This is a genomic window from Tunturibacter empetritectus, assembly GCF_040358985.1.
Taxonomy (GTDB): Bacteria; Acidobacteriota; Terriglobia; order Terriglobales; family Acidobacteriaceae; genus Edaphobacter; species Edaphobacter empetritectus.
In genome coordinates this window covers 4,591,345-4,607,900 of sequence record NZ_CP132932.1, presented here as the reverse complement: position 1 = coordinate 4,607,900, position 16,556 = coordinate 4,591,345, and the positions used below count along the sequence as shown (strand labels likewise).

General features: G+C 56.8%; 12 protein-coding genes. 9 read left to right on the top strand and 3 right to left on the bottom strand.

The window, feature by feature from the left end:
* Positions 1 to 32 precede the first annotated feature (32 nt).
* From RBB75_RS19330 to RBB75_RS19305, 6 genes are read left to right on the top strand one after another with little or no spacing between them, the layout of a single operon-like run.
* Positions 33 to 794, top strand: coding sequence for a glucosamine-6-phosphate deaminase (locus tag RBB75_RS19330; RefSeq protein ID WP_353069009.1), 762 nt, complete (start codon positions 33 to 35; stop codon positions 792 to 794).
* Positions 772 to 1,920: an N-acetylglucosamine-6-phosphate deacetylase gene (locus tag RBB75_RS19325; protein WP_179638244.1), complete on the top strand. Its 1,149-nt coding sequence runs from the start codon at positions 772 to 774 to the stop codon at positions 1,918 to 1,920. Before RBB75_RS19330 ends, RBB75_RS19325 begins: the two co-directional genes overlap by 23 nt.
* A gap of 17 nt (positions 1,921 to 1,937) precedes the next feature.
* Positions 1,938 to 2,855, top strand: a complete 918-nt coding sequence (locus RBB75_RS19320) for an ROK family protein (protein ID WP_179638243.1) — start codon at positions 1,938 to 1,940, stop codon at positions 2,853 to 2,855.
* 22 nt (positions 2,856 to 2,877) lie between these two features.
* Positions 2,878 to 3,939 carry an SIS domain-containing protein gene (locus RBB75_RS19315; RefSeq protein ID WP_179638242.1) on the top strand — a complete coding sequence of 354 codons (1,062 nt, stop codon included), beginning with the start codon at positions 2,878 to 2,880 and terminating at the stop codon, positions 3,937 to 3,939.
* Positions 3,940 to 3,961: 22 nt separating this feature from the next.
* The gene (locus RBB75_RS19310; protein ID WP_306459676.1) at positions 3,962 to 4,399 is read left to right on the top strand and encodes an EamA family transporter; all 438 of its coding nucleotides are present in this window, start codon (positions 3,962 to 3,964) and stop codon (positions 4,397 to 4,399) included.
* A 13-nt stretch (positions 4,400 to 4,412) separates the two neighbouring features.
* On the top strand, positions 4,413 to 4,829 hold the full coding sequence (locus RBB75_RS19305) for an EamA family transporter (RefSeq protein WP_179638240.1): 417 nt from the start codon (positions 4,413 to 4,415) through the stop codon (positions 4,827 to 4,829).
* A 371-nt stretch (positions 4,830 to 5,200) separates the two neighbouring features.
* Here RBB75_RS19305 and RBB75_RS19300 read toward each other — a convergent pair whose 3' ends face one another.
* The 3 genes from RBB75_RS19300 to RBB75_RS19290 all read right to left on the bottom strand — a co-directional run bounded on the left by RBB75_RS19300 (position 5,201) and on the right by RBB75_RS19290 (position 8,428).
* Positions 5,201 to 7,054: an amylo-alpha-1,6-glucosidase gene (locus RBB75_RS19300; protein WP_353069008.1), complete on the bottom strand. Its 1,854-nt coding sequence runs from the start codon at positions 7,052 to 7,054 to the stop codon at positions 5,201 to 5,203.
* 63 nt (positions 7,055 to 7,117) lie between these two features.
* Positions 7,118 to 7,444 carry a putative collagen-binding domain-containing protein gene (locus RBB75_RS19295; RefSeq protein ID WP_353070417.1) on the bottom strand — a complete coding sequence of 109 codons (327 nt, stop codon included), beginning with the start codon at positions 7,442 to 7,444 and terminating at the stop codon, positions 7,118 to 7,120.
* Between the two features lie 750 nt (positions 7,445 to 8,194).
* A complete protein-coding gene (locus RBB75_RS19290) occupies positions 8,195 to 8,428 on the bottom strand; it encodes a toxin-antitoxin system HicB family antitoxin (RefSeq protein WP_353069007.1) in 234 nt (77 codons plus the stop codon).
* A 594-nt stretch (positions 8,429 to 9,022) separates the two neighbouring features.
* On the opposite strand from RBB75_RS19290, the gene RBB75_RS19285 reads away from it, so the two are divergent.
* The 3 genes from RBB75_RS19285 to RBB75_RS19275 all read left to right on the top strand — a co-directional run bounded on the left by RBB75_RS19285 (position 9,023) and on the right by RBB75_RS19275 (position 16,426).
* Positions 9,023 to 13,498: a beta strand repeat-containing protein gene (locus RBB75_RS19285; protein WP_353069006.1), complete on the top strand. Its 4,476-nt coding sequence runs from the start codon at positions 9,023 to 9,025 to the stop codon at positions 13,496 to 13,498.
* A 49-nt stretch (positions 13,499 to 13,547) separates the two neighbouring features.
* Positions 13,548 to 14,858 (top strand): OmpA family protein, encoded by a 1,311-nt coding sequence (locus RBB75_RS19280; RefSeq protein ID WP_353069005.1) that lies wholly within the window; start codon positions 13,548 to 13,550, stop codon positions 14,856 to 14,858.
* 116 nt (positions 14,859 to 14,974) lie between these two features.
* On the top strand, positions 14,975 to 16,426 hold the full coding sequence (locus RBB75_RS19275) for an HD-GYP domain-containing protein (RefSeq protein ID WP_353069004.1): 1,452 nt from the start codon (positions 14,975 to 14,977) through the stop codon (positions 16,424 to 16,426).
* The last annotated feature ends 130 nt before the right edge of the window (positions 16,427 to 16,556 follow it).

Here is a 16,556-nt window from a genome sequence, read left to right as displayed (position 1 = left end):
CTCTTTCAAACAGCGGAAGCATGGAGGACGTCATGAAAGTTCATGTAGCGAAATCCCGCGCAGAACTCGGCCATTTCGCTGCGCATGAGATCGGCGAAACACTGCGCGAAGGTCTGCGTACCAAGACGCACCTTCGTTTGATCTTGGCAGCGGCGCCAAGCCAGAGCGATATGCTCGCGGCCCTTCGCCGTGAGCCGAAAATTGACTGGACTCGCATCACAGCATTCCACATGGACGAGTACATCGGGCTGCCCGCTGATGCGCCTCAGGGGTTCGCCAACTGGCTCAAGCGGGAGTTCATCGACCACCTTCCGCTTTCTCGCTTTGAGCCAATCAATCCAGACAACAATCCCGAAGCAGCGTGCAAGCGGTACGCCGCGCTGTTGGCTGAAGATCCTGTGGACGTCGTTCTGCTCGGCATCGGAACCAATGGCCACCTTGCCTTCAACGATCCACCCGCGAACCTCGACGACCCTGTTCCCGTCAAGGTCGTCACGCTGGATACGATGTGTCGGGAGCAGCAAGTTCTCGATGGCTGCTTTCCCACCCTCGACGACGTGCCGCACCTCGCAATCACGCTTACAATTCCCACACTCCTTTCAGGCCGCGAGCTCTTCTGCTGCGTGCCTGGCCGGCATAAGAGCACCGCCGTGCAGGCTGCGCTCGAGTCGACCATTAGCGGGGATTGCCCGGCAACCGCACTGCGCACCCATCCCCGGTGCACCCTTTACCTCGATCATGAGTCGAGCTCGATGCGTGAGATCTATGGGCATGACAACCATAACCGGACGTGATCCGCAAAGCGGGCACAATCACACCCTTTTCGTCGACGAGGGTGTGATTGTGCGCATCGAAGAGAACTCTGCGAGCAGCGATCTCTTTCTCTCCCCCGGCTTAGTGGATCTTCAGGTAAATGGCTGCTCTGAATTTGATGTAAACGCACAGCAACTCACGCCAGGCACAATTACAGACCTTGTCGATGCGATGCTGTCTCGTGGTGTCACCTGTTTCGCGCCGACGATTATCACCGCACCCGAAGATAAGATCTGCCACGCCCTCAGCGTAATTGCCGATGCGCGCCGCAGTCATCCACGTGCGGCCGCATGCATTCCGTTTGTTCACGTGGAAGGTCCGCACATCTCTCCGCTGTATGGATACCGCGGCGCCCATCCTGCCGATGCCGTGCGGCCACCCTCGATCGCAGAGTTCGAGCGCTGGCAGCAGGCTTCCGGCGGCATCGTCGGCATGGTCACGCTGTCTCCGCATTTCGAAGAATCCTGTGCGTATATCGCTGCGCTGGCCAAGCAGGGAATCCATGTTGCCATCGGCCACACACATGCTTCGCCTGAAGAGATTCGGCGCGCGATCGATGCAGGGGCACGCCTTGTAACCCACCTTGGAAATGGAATTGCGCCGGAGATCCCGCGGCACCGCAATGCCATCTGGTCCCTTCTCGCCGACGACCGCGTCTCCGCGACCTTCATCGCGGATGGACACCATCTGCCGCCTGACGTTCTCAAAGTAATGCTGCGCGCGAAAACTTTGCAGCACAGCGTGCTCGTATCTGACTCGGTCGCGCTCGCGGGTATGCCTCCAGGCACCTACTCCACTCCGGTTGGAGGGCGTGTCGAACTTCGGCCAGATGGCAAACTCTGTGTCTTCGGTTCCGAACTTCTTGCGGGAGCTACGGCTTCACTCGCGCAATGCATCGGCACTCTCGTCCGAACCTCCGACGTGCTTCTCCACGAGGCGCTGGCCATGGCCACAACGAATCCCGGAAAACTCGTTGGAGGCCGCGGTCAATTTACAACCGGATTTCGCGCTGACCTCCTCAGATTCAGCTGGCAGGATTCGATCCTCATTGAGGATGTCTGGCTGGCCGGAGAACAAGTGTATACACGCACCGAAGTCCGCAAGTAGCCGGGGAGATAGTGAAGATGAGACGCATCGGGACTGTAGATATTGGAGGTACCAAGATCGCCGCCGGCATTGTTAGCGATGATGGAAAGATCCTTCACCGGAGCGAGTGTCCCACCCAGCCGAAGCGCGGATTGCGGGATGCTGTCGATCGAATCCAGCGGATGCTGCAAGCAGCAATCGATCAATGCGGCCGCATCGACGGCATCGGCATTGCATGCCCAAGCCCGCTCGATCCGCTAACCGGAGTCATCGGTGTCGTAGGTACGTTGCCCGGCTGGGAGGGGGGCCCTCTCGCCGATGCCGTTGGCGAGCGCTTCGGCCTCCCTGTTGTCGTCGAGAACGATGCGGACGCGGCAACTCTTGCGGAATATGCCTGGGGCGCAACGAAGACGTCAGGAACTCTTATCTATGTCACGATCAGTACCGGCATCGGTGGTGGCATTGTGCAAAGCGGCCGGCTGTATCGCGGCGTGCGCGGCGCCCATCCCGAGTTTGGTCACCAGCTCATTGACCCCACCGGACCTCTTTGCTACTGCACACTCTCCGGTTGTTGGGAGAGCCTTGCGAGCGGCGCAGCGATGACTGCGTCTTTCCCCGAAATCGATCCCGGCAGAGGCCTGCTGACGGCCGCTGAGATATGCGGGCTTGCCCAACAGGGTGATCCGCTCGCACTTCGTGCAGTCAAACGCGAGGCCCATTACCTCGGCCTGGGCTTGGCCAACCTTGTCACCCTGTTTGTTCCCGATGTCATCTGCCTGGGAGGCGGAGTGATGCGAAGCAGTGATTTGTTTCTAGACGATGTTCGGGCGACGGTGCGAAGCCTCTGCACGCAGGTGCCCGTTGAATACACCACCATTACTCTGTCTTCGCTCGGACCCGACGTCGGCCTGCTGGGTGCGGCGCAGTCATGGCTGCTTCGGAATCCATCATGCTGAAAAATTCACAAAAAGGTAAGACATGCACAATCTAGCCAGCAACATTCACGCCCAGCCCGAATCACTCGCGCGCACGCTGCACTACCAATGCAAAGACGGCGCACCGGCCATGAAGCACGCTGCTACACTTCTCCGCTCTGGAAAAAAGATCATCATCACGGCCATGGGCGCGTCGCTGTTCGCTTCCATCCCGCTCCGGTATTTCCTTTGCTCATTCGGCCTTGACGCAGTTGCGATTGAAGCAGGAGAACTTCTGCACTACTTGAACAGTGTCTGGAAGGATGCCGTTGTCCTGTTAGTCTCGCGGTCGGGTGAGTCCGTCGAGATCGCGAAACTGCTCGAAAAGATGAAAGGCAAGGTGCCCATCATCGGTGTCACCAACGAGCCACTAAGCCAGTTGTCCCGATCTGCGGACGTGAGCCTCTCGATCGCCAGCCTCAATGATGAGATGGTCGCCATCCAGACGTACACCGGCACGCTTCTTACGCTGCACCTCTTGGGAAATCTTGTTGCCGGCTACTTCGACGCCGCCGCAGAAGAGGTTCGGACACTCCTGCCTTCGTTCGCCTCTCTCGTCGAGGCAAGCATGAAGACTCTCACAAGTTGGGACGCCTTTCTGTCGCCCTCTGTAACGCCGTATCTGCTCGCGCGAGGCCCCTCCGTCGCATCCGCCCATGAGGGTGCACTGCTCTTTCATGAAGTCGCGAAGAGTCCGGCAGTCGCGATGCCGATCGCCTCCTTCCGGCACGGCCCGGTCGAGGTCGTCGATCAAAACTTCCGCGGCTTCGTCTTCGCACCGCAGGGCCCTACGCGGGATCTCAATCTCGCCTTGGCCCATGACCTTGTACAGTTTGGCGGCGAAATTCGGTTGATCGGTCCATCCGGATCGCAGGTCCGTGATGCGCGCTGGTGTGATCTCCCCTCGGTATCCCAAACACTCTCACCCCTCTTTGAGATCGTGCCCTTGCAGGCGGCGGCCTTTCAATTGGCGGTCTTGCGAGGAATCGAGCCGGGAAGTTTTCGCTACGCGCCGCAGGTGGCGGTTGACGAAGCCAGCTTCAACCAGCGGCACGTCTCGCGGTGAAGGGGAACCTACAGGAGGAACGATGGACCTATTGAGAAAAATGTGCAACGCATCCTGGTTCTGGTACTCAATGATCTGCGTGCTCTGTTGGGGCGCCTGGGCGCTCTTCTCCAAACTTGGGTCACGAGAGATCCCCCCAGACACGATGCAGTTTCTGTTCACGATAGGCACCGTTCCCGTCGGACTCGTACTGCTGATTGCACGTCGCGGGAAGCTCGAAAAAAGTCCTCGCGGTGTCGCCTACGGCGTACTCAACGGTGTGCTGTCTGGAATCGGCGGCCTTGCGCTCTTCGCCGCCTATCACACCAACGGCAACACCACCCTCATCACGGTGGCTGCAGCGCTCTATCCCATGATCACCGTCGTTCTCGCGATCACGATCCTGCGTGAGCGCTTCCGTCCCATTCAGGCACTCGGCCTGTTGTTCGCCACAATTGCCATCGTCATCTTTTCCCTATAGGAGGTTTTGCGTCGTGCATATCCCCCCCTGGCTTTGGTACTCCATCCTGACCGTGCTCGCGTGGGGTGTTGTCGGCATCCTTCAAAAACTTGCAACCAATTACATCTCCGCGGAGTCGTCGCTCATCTGGCTGGTGGTGGGTTTTCTTCTCCTGGAACCATTCTTCTATCCGGGCCCTGCGGTTCTGCATTACTCAAAGCTCAACCTAACGTATGCAATCCTTAGCGGCCTGCTCAACGCTCTTGGTGCCTGGGCGCTCTTCGCCGCTCTCAAGCGTGGAGGGAAGGCGTCGATCGTGGCGCCCCTTACGGCGCTCTATCCTGTTGTGGTCATTGTGCTTGTGCCGTTGATCCTGCATGAGTCTGTCAGCCGTCTGCAATGGGCCGGAGTCGCCTGCTCCCTCATCGCAGTCGTGCTGCTGTCCATCTGAACCAGCACCGGTAGACACCTTGCCTTAGAGAATCAACTGGCCCCTCATGCCGTGAGTGCGCCTGACGAGAGCAAGAGACAGTCCGGACGAGGAGTTTTGTTGCAGTTATTTTTTGGTGTGGTGGATGCGTGTTTTTGTGGGGGTTTTTGCAAAAAAGGGGTGCTATAGCGTGGTGTTTTGATGGTGAGTTTGTGGTGGGATGCGTGGTAGACGTGGTGTTTAAGCAGTCACTTTTTCGGGCTCGAAAAATGCGTCACGGATTCAGGATTTATTTTTCAGGGTTTCCCGTTTTGGGAATCTGATCGGCAAGCTGGCGTCTGCTCCGAATCGCCTGAAATCTTCCTATCGAATATGTCCTAGTTATTTCCTAGTTATTGATGAAAGGTACTTAGCCAATTCGTGAGCAGGAGGAAGTCCGCGGCGGTCCATGTCATGCCGGAGTCGTACTGACCGGAGCCGGTGGAAGCATCGTAGTTCTCACGAAAATTTCCGTCGCGCGCACATGTCTCACAAAATCGTGTGGCGAGAGTCCTGGCGAGATTGGTTTCGCCACATTCAACGAGTCCTGTGCAGATGAGGTACGTGGATATGCCCCAGACCGGACCTCTCCAGTAACCGTTCGGCTGGTAGAGAGGGCTACTGCGCGCCTCGGTTGCGGGGCCTGCCGGAGCAAAGAAGCGTGCCGGGTCCGAGAGGGAACGAACGAGTTCACGGCGAATGGCGGGGTCGAGACGCTCTCCGAGAAGGAGGGGGATCGATGTGATGAGGCTTGTACTCCTATGACGTTCAGGGCCGGCGGGAGTGAGGCTGAAGAAGTGGGGTTGGCCGTCGAGCCAGAAGCGCTTGTGAAAGCGAGCGAGCAGATCTCTCTCATGCTCGCGCCAACGCGCGGCCTCATCGGTGCGGTCTAATTGAGTCGCGATCTTCGCCAGAGCCTCAGCGTCCAGAATAAGCCAAGCCGCAAGATCGGGACTCTGCACAGGCCATCGTCCGGCAAAGATGCTCGCGTTGTCCCATCCTGAGTCGTTGCCGCACATGTAGCAGGGAAGGCCGTCGCCCAGGAGATCACGCTCCCGGAACCACCACTCATGAAACCGGACGATCTTTGGATAGACCTCTTCGAGATGAGCTGTGTGATCTGTGGCGGGCGTGGCGGGTAGAAGTTTTTGAACAGTCCAGGCCCAGACGGGCGGCTTGTTGAAGCCATATACAATCTCGGAGTCGCTGATGGCATCTGGAAGAACGCCGTCGGCTCGTTGATGATCAAGAATGGTCGAAAGCTGGTCCCACGCAAGTGCCGGGTCAGCCTTTACAAGGGCCAGCGCATTGATGCAGTTGTCCCATGACCAGACCATGTTCATGCCCTTCTTGCTTGAGAGAACGGTCTGTCTCCGCAGCGCTCCTTCGGGGCTGACCTGCAACGCAGAGAAGAGGTACCAGGCGGTGCGTGCAGCGGGCTGATAGGAGTCCGGGACATCCGGGCAACGCCGCATCCATTCGTCGAGCTCATCGTTTCGTCGCGTGCGGACTAGGGTTAGGTCAGGTATCTGATCGCTGGGGTGCTCCTCCCGTGTTGTGCAGCGTACCGTCATCCTTTGTGTGGAATGCGATGCAAGAGTCACCGTGTCGTATGGAATACCCATCTCGGCAGGTTGAAAGATGAGCGGGCGGTCAGCGTGCAGGTTGAGATACGTCTTCGACTGTTGATCGTAAGCATGAAACGAGGTGGCACGAAACGCGGCGTCTGATGCCTGGTAGATCCAGGCGGGAGGGTGCGCCAGTCGAAGATGTACGCCGCAATGCTGTGCGGCGATGAGGAAAGTATCGCCGTCGGAAGATATCACTTCGACCGACGAGTCGCCTGAAGCAAGTCGAACACTCGACATGGAAGCCGTGATGGTGCTGGGAGCCTCTTTCCCATCACGAATCATGACGATCTCAAACAGCAGGTCCGCCCACGGACCGGTCTGCTGCCAACGATAGGAGACCGCGGAGCGGCGCACCGTCTTCACTGCCGCACGGCCTTCGCTGAGGTCAACGACGAGCCAGGAGCCTGCGATGCTGTATGGAATGTGAGAGAGATCGGGGATAGTCAGCGCTTCTACAGGTTGATCGTTCAACGGTTTGACCGATGACGAGTCGGCGCTCGGCAAAGCGAGTGCTTCTGCCGTTGATTGCATCGATGACAGCACGACAAGCGATCCTAGAAACTCTCTGCGATTCATAGTGCCTCGATATCTCTGTAAGGTCCGTACCGCCTCGCATGTTCGCGCAGACGTTCTACGCGTTCAGGAGTTCCATGCGTCGAGGCCCGGAGGACCGAAGCCGGATCTTGCATCATCGACGACGAGCACCCAGTCTGGACCGTAAGGCGGCGTGGTGACTTCAACCTTAGAACCTGAGAAGAATTGTGCGATCTTGGTACCGATCCCGGTGCGGGGATCGTACCACCAGGCGGTCCGCTCGCCCTGAGGCATTGACGATAGATTGAGCGAGATGGGCTGATCTGCGCATGGAATGTAGACCAGCAGATAGCTGCCATCCAATGCTTTGGTAGCTTGCACATGGCCGGCACGGCGGTTTGTTGTGCTCAGTAGTACAGCTTGATCTGGAATGCGGGCGAAGAAAGGCCGGACTCGATCAAGCGGCAGAGGTTGCGTGCGAGATAGGGTGATTTCCTAAGGGTCAAACCGGGCGCTGCTGCTCCGAGGAATCGTCTTCGAGAGTAATGAGATTGTGGCAATAGGTCGTGCTCCTTGTGGCGGTCTCGCAGTGGGGTCCGCGAGACTGGTTCATTCCAGACCAAATGGGGTCTATCCTTGAAGCGCTTCAAATCATTATTCCGAATATTACGTCCATCATATGCAATGAGGGAAGGAAATTCAGTTGGGATGAGCGCAGCTTCGAGGTGGATTATCAATCGCGCTTACAACAGTTTGGGTGCGGGTAGTTTTGGCTTTCGGAATTTTTGGGAATTTATTTTTTTATACTGGCTTTTTGTTACCCGAGGGATGAACGACGCGATTCTCGACGTACTGGCCTATTACGCCAGATAGTTCCTGACGTAACAGGCAGTTCGATAGAACTCTCGATCTCATAGGTAAATATCTGAAGCGAAGAGAGTCAGAGTCGAATATTGGTGGGGGCGTGAATAAACTTCTTGCGCTGGCGACTCTACAAGCCTTGAGGGGAGACAGGCAGAGAAACCAATGCTCTGTCGCAGGCCAAGATGCGTGTCGCGAGGCTTGGGCTGATGCGCAGCCCTCTATCGCGTCTTGTGTGCTCAGTGGCTACTCCCTGAGGTCTACGGTAGCCAGCTAATCCAGCTGGCCATCGATACCTTGCATTCTCCAGCACTCATGCGATCAGGCAAGTTTGTCTGATCGGAAGTCAGTGCGAAGAGTAACTACTTTTTTCGGGGTCACTTGCTCTTTGAGCAAAGTTGTTTGCTCCATCCTGACTATCTTTTCTGCGATCGCCAGGCTGATGAAGTGGTTGAGCGATATGCCTTCGACGTGTGCAAGATCATTGGCTTGTTGACGGATCGAAGGAGAAAGACGGAGTGGAAAGCTCTGGTGCCGTTTATATTCTTGGGTCATTTTGGTGCTCCCGTCGCGCTGCTCGACAGACGTTGGTACTCTGCGAATTCAATTCTGATCCTCGAATTGCGTAAATGGCAATACATAAATCGGTTACTTTTTCTCCTACTAAGAAAAACTCTTCACTATTACTCTTCCGCTTGAACGTTCAGGATCATCTGTCACTCCGTACTCAAGGTTCCGAATTCCTTTGGATTCGATTTATAAAAAGTTGATTTTCCTCTGAAAAATTCTAAAAACCTGCTGTTGATATCACGTTTGATATCAAACGACGGATTAATCCGAAAAGCCTAAATCCAAAGTAATGGGTACTTCCCTATACAAGGTGACTGCAAAGTTTTGCGGTTACTTTTGGAATCTCTCTGCGCTCGATTTGGCCTTGGAGGAACTATGTTGCAACTACCCCGTAAGCCCCGGTTTCACCGCGATGCGATAGCTTCCAGGCGACCTTCGCCTTTGTTTTCAAGCTCAACTACCGAGTCTCTGTTGAGACTACAGACTTGGCCCCTACCCGCTCATCGTCAACTTCAGACCCCAAAAGAGATTTATTCCTCAAGTTTTGTTCCTTACTGCCTAAATCCAAAGGAGTTTTACATGCTGAACAAATCAATGTTGTCTCTGAATACGGATCGCCTGAGTCTTGCAACTCTGAACGAGAGCCGCACTGGAATGTCAGTTGTGGAGAACGTCATTCGTGCGAGTGCAACCTTGCTGTTTTTTCTCACGATTTGCCTGGCATTTACCGGATGCGGGAGTGGCGGATATGCAGGTGGAGGAGTTGTCAGCCTGTCGAGTTCCGCGGTGACACTCGACGCTGGTCAGTCATTCGCGGTCAGTTCGAAACTCTCCGGGACACCGGTGGTTAGCTGGGTGCTTTCGAGCGCTGCCTGTGGCTCGAGTTCGTGCGGGGCGCTCTCGAACTCGGTTGGCGCTTCAACGACTTATACGGCTCCTTCGAATATCACCTCACAGCTGAAGTTGACTTTGACAGCGGGAGTGACAGGAACGAAGAACTCCAGCACGGTGAGCATCACGGTCAATCCGGATCCCACGATCTCCGGGGCTCCTCCGGTTGGGACCGTAGGGAGTGCTTACACCGCTACGCTGATCGCCGCCGGAGGCACAGCTCCGTTGAAGTGGAGCGTCGCGGGTGGCTCGCTTCCAGCTGGTCTTAGCTTCAATGCGGCGACAGGTGTGATCTCCGGAACACCGACCGTTGCAGGCACTTCGAGCTTCTCAGTTCAGATCATCGACTCCAGCGACATTCCGTTTTCTGTAACAGCACAAGAGACAGTTGTGATTTCGACGGGACAGGGCACGTCGCAGTCCGGCCCGCTTACGGTCCTTCGAGGCAATCCCCCAGCCGGCACGGTCGGCACGGCCTATTCGACGACACTGACCGCCTCAGGCGGAGCCACGCCATACTCCTGGAGCATTATCTCGGGCGCACTGCCTGCCGGTCTTGGACTCTCCTCTTCGACGGGCTTGATCTCGGGAACGCCGACAGCGCAGGGAGTGAGCTCTTTTACCGCTCAAGTACAGGACGCTAGCGGAACTCAGGCGAGCGCGCCTTTCAGCATCACGATCAACCCCGCACAGTCTGCGGCAACGTTGACCCTTACGAATCTGCCCGGCGCGACGGTCGGTGTTCCCTACACGGGGACGATCGGCGCCACCGGAGGTACGTCTCCTTACTCCTGCGTGATTACGGCGGGTATGCTGCCTGCTGGACTCACTCAAACCGGATGCATCGTGAGTGGCACACCTACGGCTCCAGGAAGCAGCACCGTTACGGTGAAGGTGACAGACTCGGGCAATCCGGTTGCAACTGCGACAGGGCCGGTCACTCTCACGGTCTCGCCTGCTGGGCTTTCGTTGACGCTGTCGTCACTGCCAAATGCGACGGTCGGTGTTCCTTACACTGCGACGATTGGAGTAGCGGGCGGTACGTCTCCTTACTCCTGCGCGATCACGGCGGGAATACTGCCTGCGGGTCTTTCGGTTTCAGGCTGCGTGGTTAGTGGTACGCCGACGTTTGCCGGAACCGCAAACCTCATGGTTAAGGCGACCGACTCAAGCAGTCCAGTCGAAACAACTACCGGACCAGAGAGCCTTACGGTTCTACCTGCTGGCCTTTCGTTGACACTGTCGTCGCTGCCAAATGCGACGGTCGGTGTTCCTTACACTGCGACGATTGGAGTAGCGGGCGGTACGTCTCCTTACTCCTGCGCCATCACGGCGGGAATACTGCCTGCGGGTCTTTCGGTCTCGGGCTGCGTGGTTAGCGGTACGCCGACGGTTGCCGGAACCGCGAACCTTACGGTCAAGGCGACCGACTCAAGCAGTCCGGTTGAGACGACTACTGGACCAGAGAGCCTGACGGTTCTGCCTGCTGGCCTTTCGTTGACATTGTCGTCGCTGCCGAATGCGACGGTCGGTGTTCCTTATACTGCGACGATCGGTGTGGCTGGAGGTACGTCTCCTTACTCCTGCGCCATCACAGCGGGAATACTGCCTGCGGGTCTTTCGGTCACGGGCTGCGTAGTTAGCGGTACGCCGACAGTTGCCGGAACCGCGAACCTTACGGTCAAGGCGACGGATTCAAGCCCGACCGTCGAAACAACTACTGGACCAGAGAGCCTGACGGTACTTCCCGCAACGATAACCCTTACCCTCACTTCTCCGCCGAACGCAACCGTTGGAACGCCTTACATCGGAACGATCGGCGTCAATGGAGGAACCTCACCATACTCGTGCACTATTACCAGCGGCACGCTTCCAGCGGGATTGTCGATTTCAAACTGCGCGGTAAGCGGGACACCGACGGTTGCTGGAACTGCGAACCTCACAGTGAAGGCAGTTGATACGAGTAATCCTGTTGCCACCACTACTGGACCTGTAACCCTGGTCGTGTCCCCCGCGACGGCAACGCTAACTCTGACCTCTCCGCCAAACGCCACGGTTGGAACGGTGTATAGCGGCACGATCGGCGTCAGCGGAGGAACAGCACCTTACTCCTGCACGATCATGAGTGGCACGCTACCCGCCGGACTCACAGCGGCTGGGTGCGTGATCAACGGTACGCCCACAACCGCAGGAACAGCCAACCTGGTCGTCAAGGCGACTGACTCGGCCACACCTACCGCAACCACTACCGGGCCGGTCACCTTGACCGTCCTGCCGATTCCAACCCTGAGCCTTACCGGTTCGCTTCCGAACGCGATTCTGGGTCAGCCATATATGCAGACCCTGCTCGCCACGGGAGGCATACAGCCCTACAAGTATCAGGTAACTGCCGGCAATCTGCCTGCGGGGCTCAGCCTGTCAACTTCGGGTGTTATCAGCGGAACGCCGACCACCCCCGGAGCAAGCAGCTTTACCGTGACAGTCACAGACACGGAGACGACGCCACAGACGGCAAGTCTGCCTCTGGTTCTTCTTGTGGTCTATCCAACTACACCTAATGACGTCGAGTTGACTGGCCCATACGCGTTCCTCTTCCAGGGATACGACGATGTGCTTGCCGGCGTTCTCGCCTATCAGACTGCGACTGTCGGAAGCTTCACAGCTGACGGCACCGGAGTTGTAAGCAACGGAGAGCTGGATGCAAACCACCAGAGCTCCGCTCCTACGGGAACGACTGTCAGCAGTAACGACTTCCTCGGCACCTACACGATTGGGACCGACAGCCGCGGCTCGTTGACGATCACGACTCTGAACCAGGATGGAACGACTGCCGGCACCTCAACCTACGCCATCGCGTTGAAGGCTCCGGTATCGCCAGCAACTATCTCGACTCGAGGAGACTTGATCGAGTTCGACAACAACTCGCTGCAGGGAACTCGAGGTTCGGGGACTTTGCTCGCACAACAGACGGCTGCCTTTGCCGCCGGATTGAATGGCAGCTATGCCTTCGGGTTGTCGGGAGATACTCCATGCCTGCCAGCCTGCACGCTAGGCATCGTAGCCGGTCCAGCCGCCTCTGTCGGTCAGTTCACGGCTAGCGGTTCCGGTCTTATCAGCAGCGGATCGAGCGATGCCAATATCGCTACGACCAACTATGCAAGCGAGACGTTATCCGGCAGCTATGGTTCAGCGGACGCAAACGGTCGGGTGCAGCTGGCGATGAGTACGACTGGTACGCCGGCCGCAATCTATCCGACCGACTATGCAGTCTATCTGGTCAGCGCGAACGAGGCGTTTGTTCTTTCTACTGACAAACACTCGTCGTATGTCCTGCTCGCCGGTTCTGCTCAACTGCAGACACAGGCGACGTTCACCAACGCATCGATGTCCGGTCCGTTCGTCGGCTATGAGAATGCGCAGTCAAATCCTGGTCTGCTGGGTTCGACCCTGCAGAATGTTCTCAACTTGTCGACGTCAACGATCTTCCGCGGAACCGCGAGCGGAGGAAGCTGCAACATCACGAACGTTGACGTCGCAGGTACAACAGCACTGGTCAACCAGATCACCGGGCTTGGCGGACTTCTGCCCACGAGTGTGGTGCAGGATCTGTTAGGCACCTACCAATCAACCGGTACCGCTGGTTGCCCGGTTGCCAACAGCGATGGTCGCGGAGTTCTCAATTACCCGGTTCCGACCGGACTGATTGCCACGCTCCTCGGACTTCTCGGACTCGACAACCCGCCTGCTCCGAGGGTCTTCTACCTGATCAGTCCTGACAACGCCTACTTCCTGGAGACGGGTTATGCCGGACTGGGCAACTTCGAGCCGCAGACAGGAGCTCCCTTCAGCAACGCAACGCTCGATGGAACCTTCGTCTATGGCACAACTCCAGCAAGCTCGCTGGCCGGGGTCAATGGCTCAGGCACAATCACCGCAAACGGCGCAGGAAGCGCGACGTCCACGCTCGATTTGAATGTGGGTGTCGGCACGATCAATGTGCTGCAGCTCGGCGTCACCAGCACCATGAACTACAACCTTACGGATGCGACGGCGGGCCGCTACACCTACGGCACCTCCGTACTCTACGCGATCTCGCCCAGCAGATTTGTCCTGTTGGATACGAGCATCTTGTCGACCTCGCCATCCGTTGCTTTGCTGTACTAGGTTCCGGCTTCGCGAACACCGGGCACTAAGTCCCGGAAGGAGAAATACGATGCGACGAATCACTCTAGCTTTGGTCTTTGGAACACTTGGAGTCTCTGCTGCGGTTGCGCAGCAGAGACCCGACAATCCGGCATACCTTGTCTCGCGATTCTCTGTCTCTCTTGGCTTCAACCACATGAACGCGAATGCGCCTCCCGGACAGACCGATTACTTCGGCCTGAACGGAGGCTATGTCTCCGCAGATTTCTACTTTACCCACTGGCTTAGCATCACCGGCGAGTTTACCGGTGGTCATGCTAACGACATCAGCCTGCTGGGACAGGACCTCACCCTGACCACCTATCAAGCTGGGCCAAAGGTGTCGCTGACCGGACATCGCTTTGTGCCTTACGGCCAGGTTCTCCTGGGAGGAGCTCACGGGAGCGGCTCTTACTTTCCGACAGCAAACTCCTTTACGACCAGCGCATCGAGCTTTGCGTTCTCTCCCGGCGGTGGACTCGATATAAACCTCACGCATCGTCTTGCCATTCGCGCGATCGATGTCGACTACTTGAGAACAACGCTGCCAAACGGAACCAGTGATTCTCAAAATCACCTCACTGTGGGCGCTGGTATCGTCATCAAGTTTGGCGAGCGCGACTCTCCCTCCACCCCCGTTCGGATGGCGGTGGAACGCCCGAGCGAGATCCTGTTCACCTGCGGCACTGACGTCGCCAATGTCGACGAAGGACAACCGCTGGAGATCACCGGTCACACCCTGACCGAACCAGATCGCCTCAACGTCAAGTACAGCTGGGCCTCAAACGGAGGCAGGATTGAAGGTACGGGCCGGCGTATCACCGTCAATACGGCAGGCCTCGCCGACGGCACCTACCGTGTTACCGGTCACGCTGCTCTCACCACAAGTCCATCGACCTCGGCTGAGTGTGATGCCGAATTCCGGGTGCGCTCCCACAGCATTGCATCTGCTCATAACTCTGATGATGGAAATTCTTCGTCACAAGCTAAGAGGGAGGCTGTCTTCCACGAAAATGTTCAAGATGCTCTCTTCGACTACGACAGCGCAAACATCCGAGCCGACGCAGAGACTGCTATCGAACATGCCGCGAAGTATCTGCAAGACAATCCATCGATTCGTGTTCTGGTGGGTGGTTACGCGGATGAGCGCGGCTCAGCCGAATACAACCTGGCACTTGGGGAAGAACGCGCGAACGCCGCACGCAACGCGCTTATAGCAGCAGGCGTTGATGCCGACCGGATTCAGGTCATCAGCTTTGGAAAGGAGGCACAAGTGTGCACAGCTGAAACGGAGAGCTGCTGGCAGCAAAATCGCCGGGCTGCTTTCCAAATGCATCCCTAACGGCAAGCACGGCCGTTCGAGATCCCAACGGGATGCCTGGATTTCAGAAGGGGTGTCCCGTTTGTACAGGTTTCTTCGCAACCATCTTGTCGCATCCAGATTCCTTGGAGACACTTATGAGAAGCTCACTCTCGACCGCTGAAACTGCCTCTTCCGAATCTGGATCGCACATTCCGGACTCCTTACCTTTTTCAGCGCTGATCCCCGCGCTCTCATTCGCGCTCGATCTGACAAAGGGCCGTCCGAAGGGCCATGTTCTTCGCTCATGCGTCATCGGGATGCGTATAGGAGTGCGGGCTCACTTGTCTCAAGAAATGCTCTCTCATCTCTATTCCGCTCTCCTGCTCAAGGATGTCGGGTGTAGAGGCAATTCTTCTCAGGCACCGGACACGCTAGCTCTGAATCGGTATCCGTTCACGCTCGCTGAAGCGTCACCGGCCGGCATTGGTCTGAGTGCAGGAGATAGAGATGCCCGGAAGCAGGCGCATGCCGGCTGTTTGTCCTGGGGTTGGGCCCAGCCGCTCCCCGCTGATTCAACGAGCTTTTCCGATTCCTGCGAGTTCAATTCTTTCGAGACGAGTGCCAATCTTCCTTGTGAGCGTGCCGCTCGTATTGCAAGAGATCTTGGCCTGCCGTTCGAAGTCAGCGAAGCAATCTATCAAGCTGATGAGCGCTGGGACAGAGTGGAATCACCTCAGGATATACCGGCTGAAGAAATATCCTTGCTTGCTCGCATTATTAGAATTGCTCAGACGCTGGATATTGCGGTGGAGCGATACGGTCCCATAACCGCTATTGATCTCGTATCGAGACGGTACAGCAGAGGGTTTGATACGAGCCTCGTTGCGGCCTCTAACCTGCTGCACGACCAGCGCGAACTATGGAAGGACCTGCAATCGCCAGAGATTTTATCCCATGTGATAGAACTCGCTCCCGAACGCAATAGACAGTCTCCAAATATATTTTTAGTAGACAACATTTGCCTCGCGTTCGCCGAGGTTGTAGACGCCAAGTCTCCTTTTACGTTCACCCACTCCACCGGTGTCGCCACGACAGCGAGCGCTATCGCTAAGGTGATGGGCGTGGGAGAGTACGATGCCAAATTGTTGGAACGCGCCGCCTTGCTTCACGACATTGGAAAGCTCGGAGTACCCAATACAATACTCGAGAAGCCGGGTAAACTCACCTCTAGGGAGTGGCAATCTATCTACAAACATCCTCGATACACGAGAGAGATTCTCGATAAGATTCCAGGATTCGAAGAGATTGCGGAGGTCGCTGCGGCGCATCATGAAAAGCTCGATGGATCTGGTTATCCGCGAGGGCTTCATGGGTCGGAGCTTTCACTTCTTGCACGGATATTAACGGTTGCGGATATTTATGATGCACTTTCATCCTACCGACCCTACCGACAAAAGCTCAGATGTGCGGAGGTGCTCAAGCTGATGCAAAATGATTCGCCGCGAGCACTCGACCAATCCTGCATGGATGCACTAGCGGTGGCAATTCATACAGTCTTTATTGGAAAGCCGTCGCGAAGAACTGTAAAAGACACCGGTTCCGATTGAACGGATTGCGGAGAGGCCGAACCACCCGAGACCGGGGAGCCTGTCGCAGAGAACGGCCACCATCCCTGTTTGTTCCGACGCTGAGAATCGGAGGCATGAAACCTGCATGTTCAAGGTCGGCGACGAGAGG